The organism is Bacillus sp. KICET-3, from assembly GCF_033261025.1.
Classification (GTDB): Bacteria; Bacillota; Bacilli; order Bacillales; family Bacillaceae; genus Bacillus; species Bacillus sonorensis.
The window spans coordinates 4,172,751-4,186,229 of record NZ_CP137345.1; the positions used below are offsets into that span (position 1 = coordinate 4,172,751).

At 45.5% G+C, this 13,479-nt stretch carries 14 protein-coding genes and 1 pseudogene; all 15 read right to left on the minus strand.

From position 1 onward, the window contains the following. Positions 1-9: 9 nt before the first annotated feature. The 15 genes and pseudogenes from atpB to R5H20_RS21400 all read right to left on the minus strand — a co-directional run bounded on the left by atpB (position 10) and on the right by R5H20_RS21400 (position 13,422). Positions 10-681, minus strand: a complete 672-nt coding sequence (gene atpB, locus R5H20_RS21330) for a F0F1 ATP synthase subunit A (RefSeq protein WP_411859083.1) — start codon at positions 679-681, stop codon at positions 10-12. Positions 682-751: 70 nt separating this feature from the next. Then, positions 752-1,135 carry an ATP synthase subunit I gene (locus tag R5H20_RS21335; RefSeq protein WP_006639414.1) on the minus strand — a complete coding sequence of 128 codons (384 nt, stop codon included), beginning with the start codon at positions 1,133-1,135 and terminating at the stop codon, positions 752-754. Positions 1,136-1,534: 399 nt separating this feature from the next. After that, complete coding sequence (upp, locus tag R5H20_RS21340) at positions 1,535-2,164, minus strand: uracil phosphoribosyltransferase (RefSeq protein WP_006639415.1); 630 nt, start codon at positions 2,162-2,164, stop codon at positions 1,535-1,537. Between the two features lie 155 nt (positions 2,165-2,319). After that, positions 2,320-3,567 (minus strand): serine hydroxymethyltransferase, encoded by a 1,248-nt coding sequence (gene glyA / locus R5H20_RS21345; RefSeq protein ID WP_006639416.1) that lies wholly within the window; start codon positions 3,565-3,567, stop codon positions 2,320-2,322. 227 nt (positions 3,568-3,794) lie between these two features. Further along, positions 3,795-4,337, minus strand: a complete 543-nt coding sequence (locus R5H20_RS21350; RefSeq protein WP_006639417.1) for a TIGR01440 family protein — start codon at positions 4,335-4,337, stop codon at positions 3,795-3,797. Positions 4,338-4,352: 15 nt separating this feature from the next. Continuing rightward, entirely contained in the window at positions 4,353-4,802 is a 450-nt protein-coding gene (gene rpiB, locus R5H20_RS21355; RefSeq protein ID WP_006639418.1) for a ribose 5-phosphate isomerase B, read from the minus strand. A 142-nt stretch (positions 4,803-4,944) separates the two neighbouring features. Next, positions 4,945-5,397: a low molecular weight protein arginine phosphatase gene (locus R5H20_RS21360; RefSeq protein WP_029419638.1), complete on the minus strand. Its 453-nt coding sequence runs from the start codon at positions 5,395-5,397 to the stop codon at positions 4,945-4,947. A gap of 147 nt (positions 5,398-5,544) precedes the next feature. Further along, a complete protein-coding gene (locus R5H20_RS21365) occupies positions 5,545-6,105 on the minus strand; it encodes a manganese efflux pump MntP (protein ID WP_006639420.1) in 561 nt (186 codons plus the stop codon). Between the two features lie 72 nt (positions 6,106-6,177). Next, on the minus strand, positions 6,178-7,221 hold the full coding sequence (locus tag R5H20_RS21370) for an L-threonylcarbamoyladenylate synthase (RefSeq protein ID WP_006639421.1): 1,044 nt from the start codon (positions 7,219-7,221) through the stop codon (positions 6,178-6,180). A 158-nt stretch (positions 7,222-7,379) separates the two neighbouring features. Next, a complete protein-coding gene (locus R5H20_RS21375) occupies positions 7,380-7,823 on the minus strand; it encodes a GNAT family N-acetyltransferase (protein WP_006639422.1) in 444 nt (147 codons plus the stop codon). Between the two features lie 350 nt (positions 7,824-8,173). After that, positions 8,174-8,833: a stage II sporulation protein R gene (gene spoIIR, locus R5H20_RS21380; protein WP_006639423.1), complete on the minus strand. Its 660-nt coding sequence runs from the start codon at positions 8,831-8,833 to the stop codon at positions 8,174-8,176. A gap of 121 nt (positions 8,834-8,954) precedes the next feature. Further along, positions 8,955-10,139, minus strand: coding sequence for an MFS transporter (locus R5H20_RS21385; RefSeq protein WP_006639424.1), 1,185 nt, complete (start codon positions 10,137-10,139; stop codon positions 8,955-8,957). 74 nt (positions 10,140-10,213) lie between these two features. Next, positions 10,214-11,260, minus strand: a pseudogene (locus tag R5H20_RS21390) (Gfo/Idh/MocA family protein). Between the two features lie 13 nt (positions 11,261-11,273). Beyond that, complete coding sequence (locus R5H20_RS21395) at positions 11,274-12,122, minus strand: HAD-IIB family hydrolase (RefSeq protein WP_006639425.1); 849 nt, start codon at positions 12,120-12,122, stop codon at positions 11,274-11,276. Next, positions 12,109-13,422, minus strand: coding sequence for a DegT/DnrJ/EryC1/StrS family aminotransferase (locus tag R5H20_RS21400; RefSeq protein ID WP_006639426.1), 1,314 nt, complete (start codon positions 13,420-13,422; stop codon positions 12,109-12,111). Before R5H20_RS21400 ends, R5H20_RS21395 begins: the two co-directional genes overlap by 14 nt. Between the last annotated feature and the right edge of the window lie 57 nt (positions 13,423-13,479).

The window sequence follows — 13,479 nt, forward strand, 5'->3', positions numbered from 1 at the left end:
CTTTTTTTATTAATGTTCATGACTAACTTTGTGAGACATGTAAACCATTGTTAACATCGTGAAAATGAAGGCCTGGATTGTACCTACGAATAAACTGAATGCCTGCCATGCGATCATCGGCACAACCGCGCCTATGGTTCCCACAAATCCCAAGAAAATGTTTTGGGAATAGAAATTGGTTGCCATGCCGGCAAGCAGGCCGAGCAGAATTTCGCCGGCAAAAATATTACCGTAGAGACGCAATCCCAATGTTAATGTGTTCGCGAATTCTTCTATAATTTTCAGCGGCACCAGATATGGAATCGGTCTGACGAAATCCAAGGCGTAATCCTTTAACCCTTTTCTTTTCACACCATAATAATGAGTCAGTGCCATAACCATCACGGCAAGGGTTAATGTAACCGCCGGATCGGCTGTCGGCGATTTCCACCATAATTCGTGGCCGACTGTGATAGAAAACGGCAGGCCGAGCATATTTGCAACAAATATGTACATCAAGAGCGTAACGCCAAGTGCGAGAAAGTCTCTGCCGATTTTAAGATCCATTGTGCTGCCGATAATATTGCGAACAAAATCGACAATCCACTCCATGAAATTCTGTGCTTTTGTCGGGCGGATCGCAAGAGTTCTTGTGGTCAGCACAGCGATCAAAAAGACGATGATACATGTCACAGTGATCATTAGAATGCTTGCTAAATCAAAGTTAAGGCCTAAAAAATTAACAATTCTTGTTTCGTGATTCAAAGGGTTTTCACCTCTCTTCCATTGATGAACGTTTTAGCTGGATAAAGGAATCTATCATAATGACAGGATATATCGTCATCAACCCCACAATGACGCCTGCCAAATGAATATACTCAGGATATTTAAAAGCAAGGGCCGCCGCTAAGATGGCATTGCACATTCTGGAGGCAGTCCCGAGAGAACGGATCGTTTTCCCTTTAGCCACTGCTTTATCAAAGGCCTGCATTCTTTTTGTCAGCAGCCAGAGATTTAAATAACTGAAAACAGTGCCTGTAATCAGGCCTAAAAAAATCGCCTGATAGGGCAAAAACCCATAGCCTAACACGCAGACTGCCAAAATATATAAAATATATTTTTGTTGCCTACGGAATGAAAGACTCGCATCGGTCATCAAATACGCTCCTGATGAAATATTTTTTAAAATCTATCTTACGATTACGGTAAACTAGGCGGTTGACCATTTTACAGAACAAAGGGTTCTGTTCAAGACTTCACACACCCTGAAAATTCCAGGTGGTGTTCAGTCTGTCGCCTGCCAATATGGGGTTTTCAAAGGATTTTAACAGAGGACTGGTCATTATGATAACCGCTATGAAAACCTTATCATAATAGCCTATTTTAGCATACAATAGCCCCTCTGAGGTGTCAATCTGTTTAAAGTTAAAAAACTATTCATAATCAGGAAGCTTCTCACAAAATGTTCACAATTTCGCCTTATTTACAACACACACATGTTTAATTATGGAATAAACCACAAAAAAAGAAAACCCTTTTTAAGGATTTTCTTTCATTATTTTGTTCCGAACATCCGGTCTCCGGCATCACCCAAACCTGGAACGATATAGCCTTTTTCATTTAATTTTTCATCCAGTGCGGCGATGTAAATATCGACGTCGGGATGATGCTTCTGAACCTCATCCACGCCTTCAGGTGCGGCGATCAGGCACATGAATCGAATGTTTTTCGCGCCGCGCTTTTTCAGACTGTTCAGCGCTTCGACCGCTGAGCCGCCGGTTGCAAGCATCGGGTCGACAACGATGAATTCGCGCTCTTCCACATCAGACGGCAGCTTGACATAATACTCGACAGGCTTCAGGGTTTCAGGGTCGCGGTAAAGCCCCACATGGCCGACTTTTGCCGCCGGGATCAGCTTCAAAATGCCGTCTACCATTCCAAGCCCCGCTCTGAGAATCGGAACGACACCAAGTTTTTTGCCGGCGATCACACTTGATTTGGCCTTTTGAACAGGTGTTTCAACATCGACTTCCTTAAGAGGGAGATCGCGCGTAATTTCAAAGGCCATCAGCGTTGCAACCTCATCGACAAGCTCCCTGAACTCTTTCGTTCCGGTCTTTACATCGCGAATGTATGTAAGCTTATGCTGTATAAGGGGATGATCAAACACATATACCTTTCCCATATCCGTTTTCAGCTCCTTTATGTTGTGTTCCGAAAAAACGGTCATTTTTTCACACTTCTATTGATTCTACATAAAAAAACAGCAGGTTTCAACAAAAATCGAACTACAAATTTATGACAAAAAGCCGCCCACTATAAAGGGGCGGCATGATTCATTTAATAATCCAATCCTGTATATAAAGGAAATTTGTCTGTCAATGCGATTACGCGTTTTTTTGCTTCTTCAAGCTTTTCTTTGTCCTCATGGTTTTTCAGTGCAAGCGCGATAATCGCTCCCACTTCTTCGATCGCTTCCAAGTCAAAGCCCCGGCTTGTAACCGCCGCTGTACCGACGCGGATTCCGCTTGTCACAAAAGGCTTTTCCGGATCATATGGAATCGCGTTTTTATTTACGGTGATACCGACTTCATCAAGCACATTTTCAGCGAGTTTGCCCGTAATTCCGAGAGAACGCAGGTCAACCAGCACAAGATGGTTGTCTGTTCCGCCGGACACCAGCTGAATGCCTTCTTTCGTCAATGTCTCTGCCAAGCGCTTGGCGTTGTTGATGACGTTTTGTGCATATGTTTTGAAATCGTCTTGCAAGGCTTCGCCGAAGGAAACAGCTTTTGCCGCGATCACATGCATTAATGGTCCGCCTTGAATGCCGGGGAAAATCGCTTTATCAATTTGCTTTGCAAACTCTTCGCGGCAAAGGATCATACCGCCGCGCGGACCGCGCAGTGTTTTGTGAGTCGTCGTCGTCACAAAGTCAGCATAAGGAACAGGATTCGGGTGAAGACCTGCAGCCACGAGTCCGGCGATATGCGCCATGTCGACCATCACATAAGCCCCGATTTCATCGGCGATTTCACGGAATTTTTTGAAATCGATTGTGCGGGGATATGCACTCGCTCCGGCAACAATAAGCTTAGGCTTATGTTTGAGCGCTTTTTCGCGGACATCTTCGTAGTCAATATATTGCGTTTCTTTATCAACGCCGTATTCTACGAAGTTGTATTGGACACCGCTGAAGTTAACAGGGCTTCCATGTGTTAAATGTCCGCCGTGGGCAAGGTTCATTCCCAGAACCGTGTCGCCATGCTCCAAAATGGTGAAGTATACGGCCATGTTTGCTTGTGCGCCTGAATGAGGCTGAACGTTCACATGCTCTGCGCCGAAAATTTTCTTCGCGCGGTCCCTTGCAATGTCTTCCGCGACATCTACATGTTCGCATCCGCCGTAGTAACGCTTGCCGGGATAACCTTCTGCATATTTATTTGTTAAGACGGAGCCTTGAGCTTCCATAACCGCTTCACTTACAAAGTTTTCGGAAGCAATCAGCTCAATCTTCGACTGTTGACGTTTCCGCTCATCTTGAATGGCGCTAAATACTTGTTCATCTTGCGCAGGTAAATGTTTCATCAGCGAGATCCTCTCCTATCTGTTTCCATTTCGTTAATCATACCATCTCATTGTACACGGTTTTTCATGCAAATGTAAAAGATTATTTTTAAAAATCGTTTTTTATCATCCCAAAATCCGAATATTAAAAGATTATAATAATATTATAGTTCGATAATTCATTCATCACAATATTATTTTAAAAAAGAAAAAAGCCGGATGTTACCATTCCCCCATCCGGCTTTTCGCTATTCCGTTTCATAAACGGCTCGAACCCCGCCGATCAGTTTCGGCCTTGTCCGCGCAAGCGTTACATGCGCCTCTCCAAGTTTGTTTTCAGAGACGCGGACCGGAACGGCCACAGGCTTTAAATGCATCCCGATAAATGTGTCGCCGATATCGATCCCCGCATCGGCCGCTATTTGTTCAACAAGCACCGGTTCCTTCATTTTTTTGTACGCGTACGCCGCCATCGAACCCCCGGCCTTTGGAACAGGAACGGCGAAGACAATCGGCAGACGCCAAGCCTCGGCGGTTTCTTTCTCAACAACCAAAGCCCTGTTTAAATGTTCGCAGCATTGGAACGCGAGAGCGGCGCCCGTCTTTTGCTGAAGCGTCTCAAGACCGCTGTATATCGCAGCGGCGATATCTTCGCTTCCGGAAGTCCCAATATGCTCCCCGGCGACTTCGCTTGTGCTACATCCGATGACAATGACCTGGCCGGCCCGCAAACCCGCTTCTGTATGAAATTCCTCCAATATAGAAGTCCACGTTTGTTCGAGATTTTTCATGGCTGATGACACCCTTTATATATGCTTGTCTTCATATTCGGCAATTTTTCCGATCCGGACGGCATGACGCCCCGCGGTGAATTCAGTCGTAAGCCAAACCTTTGCGATTTCCCTGGCCAGCCCCGGTCCGATCACGCGTTCACCCATCGCCAGAACATTCGTGTCATTATGCTCTCTTGTCATTTTGGCGCTGAATACATCATGAACAAGGGCACAGCGGATGCCTTTTACTTTATTCGCGGAAATGCTCATTCCGATCCCTGTGCCGCAAATTAAAATCCCTCTGTCCGCTTCTCCGTCTGCCACTTTTTGAGCGACCGGGAAAGCATAATCCGGGTAATCCACAGACCCTGAACCGCATTCACAGCCCAAATCTTCGTATTCGATGTTCAACTCTTCCATCAATGATACAATTTCTTTTCTGATATTGATTCCGCCGTGATCTGAAGCAATGATTACTTTCATGGGATAATTCCTCCTCATTTTATGTGTCGCCAAAATGTGAAACAAGGCTAGCCGCCGGGCGCTTATTGTTTTGCACGTCTCTGACATATGTCTTATTTTACCCTCTGCTGTTTGTTTTGCAAACGCACCCGGCTTTGAACTTTCACTGCATTGTCTCAGACAGCTTTTCGGCCAGCTCTTTCAATAAATGCTCAAGCTCATCCCTTGTTTTTTGATAAGCGCTGAGAGAGCCGCCGAACGGATCGGCGATGTCTCCGTTTCCACCCATGACATACTCTTTTAACGTATAGATTTTTTCCTGGTCGTCCGGATACTCCTGTCTCGCTAAAAACTTGTGCTGTTCTGTCATCGTCAGAACAAGGTCGGCCCACTCGATCTTTTCCTTGGAAAGCGGAGCTGATGAATGATTAAGCGCAATGTTTTTTTCAAACAGCGCCTCGACCGCATATAATGAAGCCTTTCCGTTTTCTGGAGCAAACAATCCGGCGGATTTTACGGAGACGTCCAGCTTCTTCCTGGAAGCCGCAGACTTAAAAAGCGCTTCAGCCATCGGGCTTCGGCACGTATTTCCAGTACAGACAAATAGTATGTTCAACTGCGTTCACTCCTTTCTCTTATTATAATGGATTTGGCCGAAAATGAATCAATTCCGCTTCAAAAATCAAAAAGAGGGGGCTTCCCCCCTCTTTTTAGCTTTTCATTATGTTATGGAACAGCGAAGGTTTTTTTTCGCATTTTCTGCTTAAATGGGCAGTAAAAGCTTTAATCCGAAACTGAGCAGAATCGCACCGCCGAGCGCTTCGCTGTATGCGCCAAGCCATGCCTGGACTTTTCTTCCGAGAAAAAGACCCGCCCATGTCAACACCATGCTGAACAGACCAAATAAACAAATCGTCAAAAACGGTCTCGTTCCGTAGAGGCCGAGGCTGAGCCCGACGGAAAAGCTGTCAAGGCTGACGCCGACGGCAAATATGAAGAGGCCGAAGCCGTCAGGAGAGATGATCTGCTCCCCGTCTTTATTGAAAGATGCGGCAATCATTTGAATGCCGAGCACCAAGAGAAGCGCTCCCCCAATATAGCCTGCAAGCGCGCCAAGCGCACCGGAGAGAAACTGTCCCGCCATCATTCCGAATAGCGGCATGATGACATGGAACAATCCGATAATGACCCCGATTTGAAGCATTTGGCTGTTTCTCAGCTTGGCCATTCCCATTCCAAGACCAACTGAAAAAGCATCCATGCCGAGTGCGAATGCCATGATACTCAGCGTCAGGATTTCACCTATCAACACGTCAACACTCATGAGATTCCCCCTTGGACACGCCAGCTTTTCTAGCTTATGCACGTCCAAAGGAAGATAGAACAATCCCCCCGGCTACGCTTCGATGACGCGGTGTCCGGCCGCTTTCAGCAGCCTGTTCATAATCGCGCGGCCCACGCCTTCCTCAGGGAAAGATTCGGCAAAAATAAAGCCGAGATCTTCGCCATCAAAGCTGCGGAGAGCGTCATACAACCCGGCAGCAACGGTTTCCAGGCGGTCTCTTGTGCCGCAAATGCGGACGGCATCCGCCTGATATGCGCCTGCCCGTTCTTCTGTGGTGAGAACGCCGACCTTCATGCCATCTTTTTGATACTGCTCAATCAGCCGCTGGATGTCTTCACTGCTTCCCTTTACAATGGCAAGCGGGGCTTCCGGCGCGTAATGGGTATATTTCATTCCAGGGGATATTGGCGCTTTCTTCTCATCTGTAATCCCCTGGTCAATCATAACGGGGCCAACCGCTTGTTCGAGCTGCTCTTTTGTAACGCCGCCCGGCCTTAATATAACCGGAATGCCGCCAGTGCAGGAAACAACCGTCGATTCCACGCCTACACCTGTAGGACCGCCGTCGACGATCCCGGCAATCCGTCCGTTTAAATCATGAACGACATGCTCGGCTTTTGTCGGGCTCGGTTTGCCGGATATGTTTGCGCTCGGAGCCGCTACAGGAACGCCGGCTCTTTTAATCAGTTCGAGTGCGACTGGATGATCAGGCATTCTGACAGCCACCGTGTCAAGCCCGGCGGTCACCCTTGTGGATAACACACCTTCCTTGCAGGGCAGAACAAGCGTCAGCGGACCCGGCCAAAACTGTTCCATCAGCGTTTCGGCCTGAGCTGAATCAATCTTTGCAAATTCCTTCAGCTGTTCGGTGTCGGCGATGTGGACAATCAGGGGATTGTCGCTGGGCCGCCCTTTTGCTTCATATATTTTAGCAACGGCATCCGTACTTTTTGCGTTTGCACCTAGGCCGTAAACGGTTTCCGTCGGAAAGGCGACCGTTTCATTATGCTGAAGCAGCTGTGCCGCTTGTGTAATTTGTGGATAGTTTGTGGACAAATCACCTGTTGAATCCACAGTCCATAATGTTGTATTCATTCATATCAGATCTCCCTTAACAAAACACTAAAAAACCTTAATTATTCATGTAAATCCTGTTGAAAGTATAAAAGATGAGGGAAAAGAAAACAAGCGTTGTCCACATTTTGTGGATAACGCTTATGAAACCGTGGATATCTCTGTGTATAAATCAGAGATTATGCAGATGTTTTCACCATCAAAACGGCTCCTTTTGTTTTCAGTGATTCTGAGACATGTTCGGATTCATATAGTTCATTGGGCACATTTTCCAATTGTTTGAAGCCAAGCACTTCTAGAAAGTCCATGGATGTCCGCTTGTTTGCGATTACATACAATGTATGAATCTCCCTCTTTTCACACAATACTTGCATGCTTTGAAACAGAGAGACAATATGGCCCTGGCTCAGCTTATCAGAAACGACAAGCGACCGCAAAAGCCCTTTTTTCTTTTCGAACTCCTCCATCCCGAGGCAGGCGACGATTTTTTTCTGAGAATCTTCCATCATAATAAATTGGCCGTGATTCACTTCAATTCCTTTATGGCTTGTCCCCGCCTCTTTTAAAAAGGCTTCAATCGCATCCTTATCTTTTGTTTCCGCTAACCTCAATTGGTAGAACATCTTTTCACCCCGTTTTTTAACTTCTCTATCCAATCTATGAGGGCGACAGTAAAATATACCTTTTGATTTGGAAGAAAGCCGGCTATTCATTTTTCAATTTTGATTAGCAGGAACTAACGCTTTGAATGAGTATGCAAATAAACTCTGTACTGGTGATAAGACAGTTTCTCTTCTGCCGCGCAATGTAATTGGCGCATCAGAAAGGAGCAAAAGGTGTATGTCCGAAAAGCAGTATTTCCCCTGCACCGTTTTGGAAAATTATATCATATTCAGAAGCGTGAATAACCATCATCAAAAATAATAGATTCAAACAGTAAAAAACCGCCCTGCACGAAAGCAAGGCGGTCCCTTTAAGAAAAAAGCCCGGTAATCCATTCGACAAGAAAAAATTTCACTTCTTTGTCTTCTTTATCTTTGCCAGATCCCGCTTCATCCGCTGCGGCTGTTTTTTCTTCCTGGCGGTTTTCCCCGGCAGCGGTTTGTTCGTCTTCAGGCGACTTTACGGCTTCCCCATTGGAAAAATCAAGAAAGCAAAGCGGCGGAAACAGGACGCACCACCAGTTGGCTCCCTCTCCCTTGCCTAATGTAATTAAAACAGCCTCATATTCTCCGGCCGGATACACCATATTGCCGTATAGCTTTGTTGGAAATGAAACTCGATCAAAACGGACGGACACGGATTGCCGGACATTTTCGCGTTTCATGGCATCCTTGGCAACCTCTTTGATTTCGGGCAGCTTCGACCTGATGATTTGCCTCGCTTCCTCAACCGAGGTCAGGTTTTCCACCCATTTCGTAATTTGTTTATTGACCTCATCCCTGATTTTGCGTTTGATGCTTTGGTCGCTCCCGCTGTCGCTGTTTGCCAAAATCCGCAGCCGAATCGCTTCATCAGGAATCACGGCAGGCTTCCCGCCTGATGATTGGGCCGTCTCTTCCGTCGTGAGATTTGCAAGCGCTCCTATTAATAAAAGAAAAATATACATGCAGGCAATGTTTGATTTCTTCATTTTCCCCACCGTTCCTCTCCGTTCTTCAACCTTTTCTAGCAACATTATGGTCAAAGATGGAACGGTTTAAACGGATGCTGAAAAAAAATCCTACTAAGCTTGTAATCTCTCCCTAAAAGATCTACATATCCAAATGGCTCTGCTTGTTTTTTTGCAGGCCGGATAAAAAAATCACCGCGCTGATCACCAGCAGCAAGCCCCCTAATCCGCCGAAGAGCAGAAACGGGAAGACAGCGGCTGCGCTTGCATCAATCGCCCAGCCGATCAAAAATGAAAGAAGCGCTCCTCCAAGACTCGCGGATGAAATGAAGAGACTGGTGATTTCCTCTGTAAAAGGCTTTCCGGCCAACGAGGCCAGAGTGACGGCGCACGGAAAAATTCCGGCTGCCGAAAGCCCGATGAAAAATACGAGGAGCAGCTGTGTTTGGTGAACCGGAAACCACGCCAGAATCAAAAGCAAAGCAGCCAAGGCTCCGGCACTGAAGATCAGAAAGGCAACAGAAGTTAAGCGTCCGCCAAAAATACTTGTCAATAAGCGTCCGCACACCATTCCCGTCCAAAAAAACGAGACGCTGATCACGCTGATTTCCTCTGCTCCTTTTTCCAGCATCAGCGCCGGCAGAAAGTTTGCGAAATTGGTCTCGATACCCGCATATACAAAAGCGAAGATGAGAAAGAGGAAAATGTTTTTTTCCTTCCTTCCGGTTTCAAATATGGCTGACACTGTCGGTTTTTCCTGATAAGCCATTTGACCGGAAGCAGTGTCGGGGGTTTTTCTGCGCAAATAAACCGCCCACATACACGCAAGCACAAAAACGAAGATAAATAAAGCATACAAGGGGAAATGCCAGGCATATCGTTCCGTAAGGATATAAATAAGAAAAGGAAACAGCAGAGCGCCCAACCCGAAAAAAACCTCTAAAATATTCATCCCTTTCGCATTTTTATCTTGCGCAATCACATACGCTCCCATCGTCGTTTCTAAAGTACCCGCGCCAAAGCCGAGCAAAAACCCCATGATGACAAAAAAGATGAACATATCAAAAAGGAAAACGCCTAAAAGCGTAACGAGAATAAGAAGAAGGCCAAACGTCAATACAGCCGTATGAGAGGTGCGTCTGACAAATATCGGCGCAAGCAGAACACCGATTAAAAAACCGGTGAATTGAAAAAAGATCAGGAAGGATAAATCATGAAGATCCCGATGATATTCTTGAATGATATACGGCGACAGGCTCCCCAGCAGGATATGGATAACCCCTACAAGAAAATAAAACGAACAGCCGAATAGAAATATTTTTTTCATTAGACTCACTCCTTCGTTGCAGACCATAAAACCCTTGCGGCTTTCGGCACGGCCGGCAAGGGTTTTTCACAATGCTAGTTTGCTTGTTTTGAAAGGGACAGCTGCTGACCTTTATTGAAAAATTCATTTAAATAGAACTGCGTCTTGTATCCATCTTCAAAAGTGGCAAGAGATGCGAAATTGCGATCCCGAATCCCGTTCATCCATTGGATCAGCTGAACTCTGAAGGAATCGGCCCATCCGTAAAATTCATTTTCAGGGTCTGTCAGCCACGTATCCGGCATTGTTATCATCTGCTCCGACAATCCGGTCCTCAGCAAAAACTGATTTTTCTGCCGTGAATGATAGTAAAATACGCCGTTTTGGCCATTGACCTCGATGCTAAAGCCGCACTCATCCGTTTTTGTGCATTTTGACGTAATCATATTTACAAACACATGATTTTCAAGCTGGCCCTATACTTCAGAATGGTCATCAACATATACCTGTTTTTGTTCTTTTTCTTTGACGACCGTCATCATTTTGACTTTTAAACTGTCCAGTTTAAACGGGCTGTCGAACAAATAGAGAATGAGATCGATTAAATGCACACCCAAATCTCCTAATGCCCCGCTCGTTTTGTTGCTTTTCGAATGATCGCGCCAAGTATATTTTTTTCTTCTCAAGGCGCTGTTTTTCTTAAAATGGACATTGATCGACAAAATATCTCCAAGTTCATTGCCGGATATCATATCTTTTAGGCGCTGAACAAATGTGAGATGGCGGTAATTGAAGCCCATGATCGGAATATAAGCAGATTGAGACGCCCTGTTTTTCATCTCCTCCGCTTCTTCCATTGAGACAGCCATCGGTTTTTCACACAATACATACTTACCTGCGGCCATCGCTTCAAGCACATGTTCTTTATGGCAAAAGTTCGGCGATGAAACGATGACTGCCGTCGACTGATTCAGCAGCTCCTGCATACTATTAAATGCAGTTCCTCCGTATTCAAACGCACATTTACGCGAGGCAAGCGAGTTGATATCATAAAACCCGGAAAGCTCGGCACCTTTGACTGTTGAGAGAGCTTTCGCATGAGCTTTTGCAATTCCTCCGGCTCCAATAATTCCGATTTTCATCTAAGGACACTCCTTATCGTTTGATATGGGCTTTTAGCACTTCTAAAATTCCAGCCGTATAGCTGCCTTCTGTAATCCGGGAATGGAGCGACTTGGCTTCTGCTGTCGCATTTCCAACCAGATAACCATGTCCGGTTTTTTTAAGCATATCCACATCGTTTCCGCTGTCGCCGAAAGCAAATGAATTCTCCCTCTCTATCGTGAATTTATCCAATATAAAATCCACAATGTACGGTTTGCCCGTCCGCAAAGGGATAAAGTCCACATCATAGCTGTTTTCCGGATCGCCTGCCAAAGGATTGCAGCGATTGATATTTACTCCTATTTCATGCTCTGCTGCCAGCCGCCTGATGGCTTCAAGCGCTCTCTTGTCCGTGCTCTCATCCGACGATGTATAGTAATAGTTGATTTTATAGCGGGAAAAACCATGCTGAGTCTGAGGCACAAGCGCAATCTCATATTTTTTAGAGAGAGTCTGCTTGATTTCTTCGACAAGCTCACGCGAGAAATTTGATTCTTGCAATCGGGCTTCCCAATCTTTATCAGAGACTTGGCCTTCTTCGGAGAAATAGGTGATGTCAGTGCCAAGATCACTGGCAACAAAATGCGGAAGATATCGAAAGCCTCCCCGCTTCATTTTTGCAAGAACGGATGACAGGCTGCTCCCGGTCACCCAGCCGAGCAAAATCTTGTGATCAAGATGGTGCGAATGAATAAATGTTTCAAGGTCCATGAGCGCTTTTCTCGATTCATCGGTGATGCTGTGGGCGAAATATGTCTCATCAAAATCGCAAAATACGGCGTACTTCGGCTTGTTTACTTGCTGTAAGGTGTGAAAAGAAAGTGTTTCATGATACGACATCAATTAAGGCCTCCATTACTTTGTCTTGTTCTTCTACGGTGAGTCCCGGATAGAGAGGAAGCTGAAGCATTTGTTTATGCACTGATTCAGTGACCGGCAGCGATGTGTGCTGATAATTGGCTTTTACAAGTGGTGTGTGTTGATGATGGGATAAAATCGGGTAGTAAATATCTGTTTGGACATTATGAAATTTAAGCATCATATCTTTGACTTGGTCTCGATTTCCGTTTATTATTTTTATTGTAAACAAATGCCATACATGATCATCGGTCATTTGAGGCAGTTTGATCAGACCTCTGTCTTCATACTGCTGCAAATGCGCAATATAACGATCTGCTAAATATAAGCGTTTCAGATTATTTAATGAAAGATATTTCATCCTTGCCAGTCCAATAGCGGCTTGCAGATTATCAATCTTAGCGTTAAAGCCGTAATCAGCCGCCTTTTTATTTTTTTGATTCAGTTCAAAGCCGTGATACATATATTCCATGCATGCGGATGCAAATGATGGATCGTCCGTCACAATTGCGCCGGCTTTTCCGCATGTGCCGAGATTTTTATACGGATTGAAGCTTAATATGGAGCAAAGGCTGTTTTTTCCCAGATCGGAAACGCCGATCGACTGGCAGGCGTCTTCAATAATCGGTATGCCGTATTTATCAGCGATTTTTGCGATGGCTTCCATGTCTGGCAGCTTTCCATAAAGGTGTACAGGCAAAATGCATTTCGTTTTCAAAGTGACACATGCTTCAATTTCAGAAGGGTCCATGCAAAATGTAACAGGGTCAATATCGCAGAAAACCGGAGTGCCTCCAGCTGCAAGCACGGCATTTTCCGTTGCAGCAAAACTGTTTGCGGGCATAATGACTTCATCACCTTGTCCAACACCCGCAGCCTTCAGTGCGACAATCATGGCATCGGTTCCGCTGGAGGAAGCCATGACATGCTTTTTTCTCAAAAGAGCGGCTATTTCAGCTTCAAATACGCCAACATAAGAACCGCTTGTAAATTGCCCGGTCGGCAGCACGTCTTTCACCGCATGAATCACGTCTTCTACTTCTTCTTCTGTGATCAGGCGATGAAGCGGCATAAAATCAACTCTGGAGGGCGGGGAATCCATTCTGTTCAGCAAATTGGCGGTCATGTCGAATTGGTCCTGCTGCAATGTCTCTTTTAATTTTTGATTGGCCAGTGTGTCGTCTATACGGCATTCACCAGCGAGCTTCCCTTCCTTCAAATCATTCAGAAGGGCAAATAGCTGTTTGCTTGTGCAAGTCATGTTTTCGCTTGCGGTTTTCATCAATTTCACCCCATTTTTATTATTTTGGGAAATTGTCATATTTCATGACATATCTTA

Bases quoted from the DNA above. Each gene is read 5' to 3' on its own strand.
- atpB (WP_411859083.1), bottom strand. From the start codon at position 681: ATGATCACTGTGACATGTATCATCGTCTTTTTGATCGCTGTGCTGACC.
- R5H20_RS21335 (WP_006639414.1), bottom strand. From the start codon at position 1,135: ATGACCGATGCGAGTCTTTCATTCCGTAGGCAACAAAAATATATTTTA.
- upp (WP_006639415.1), bottom strand. From the start codon at position 2,164: ATGGGAAAGGTATATGTGTTTGATCATCCCCTTATACAGCATAAGCTT.
- glyA (WP_006639416.1), bottom strand. From the start codon at position 3,567: ATGAAACATTTACCTGCGCAAGATGAACAAGTATTTAGCGCCATTCAA.
- R5H20_RS21350 (WP_006639417.1), bottom strand. From the start codon at position 4,337: ATGAAAAATCTCGAACAAACGTGGACTTCTATATTGGAGGAATTTCAT.
- rpiB (WP_006639418.1), bottom strand. From the start codon at position 4,802: ATGAAAGTAATCATTGCTTCAGATCACGGCGGAATCAATATCAGAAAA.
- R5H20_RS21365 (WP_006639420.1), bottom strand. From the start codon at position 6,105: ATGAGTGTTGACGTGTTGATAGGTGAAATCCTGACGCTGAGTATCATG.
- R5H20_RS21370 (WP_006639421.1), bottom strand. From the start codon at position 7,221: ATGAATACAACATTATGGACTGTGGATTCAACAGGTGATTTGTCCACA.
- R5H20_RS21375 (WP_006639422.1), bottom strand. From the start codon at position 7,823: ATGTTCTACCAATTGAGGTTAGCGGAAACAAAAGATAAGGATGCGATT.
- spoIIR (WP_006639423.1), bottom strand. From the start codon at position 8,833: ATGAAGAAATCAAACATTGCCTGCATGTATATTTTTCTTTTATTAATA.
- R5H20_RS21385 (WP_006639424.1), bottom strand. From the start codon at position 10,139: ATGAAAAAAATATTTCTATTCGGCTGTTCGTTTTATTTTCTTGTAGGG.
- R5H20_RS21395 (WP_006639425.1), bottom strand. From the start codon at position 12,122: ATGTCGTATCATGAAACACTTTCTTTTCACACCTTACAGCAAGTAAAC.
- R5H20_RS21400 (WP_006639426.1), bottom strand. From the start codon at position 13,422: ATGAAAACCGCAAGCGAAAACATGACTTGCACAAGCAAACAGCTATTT.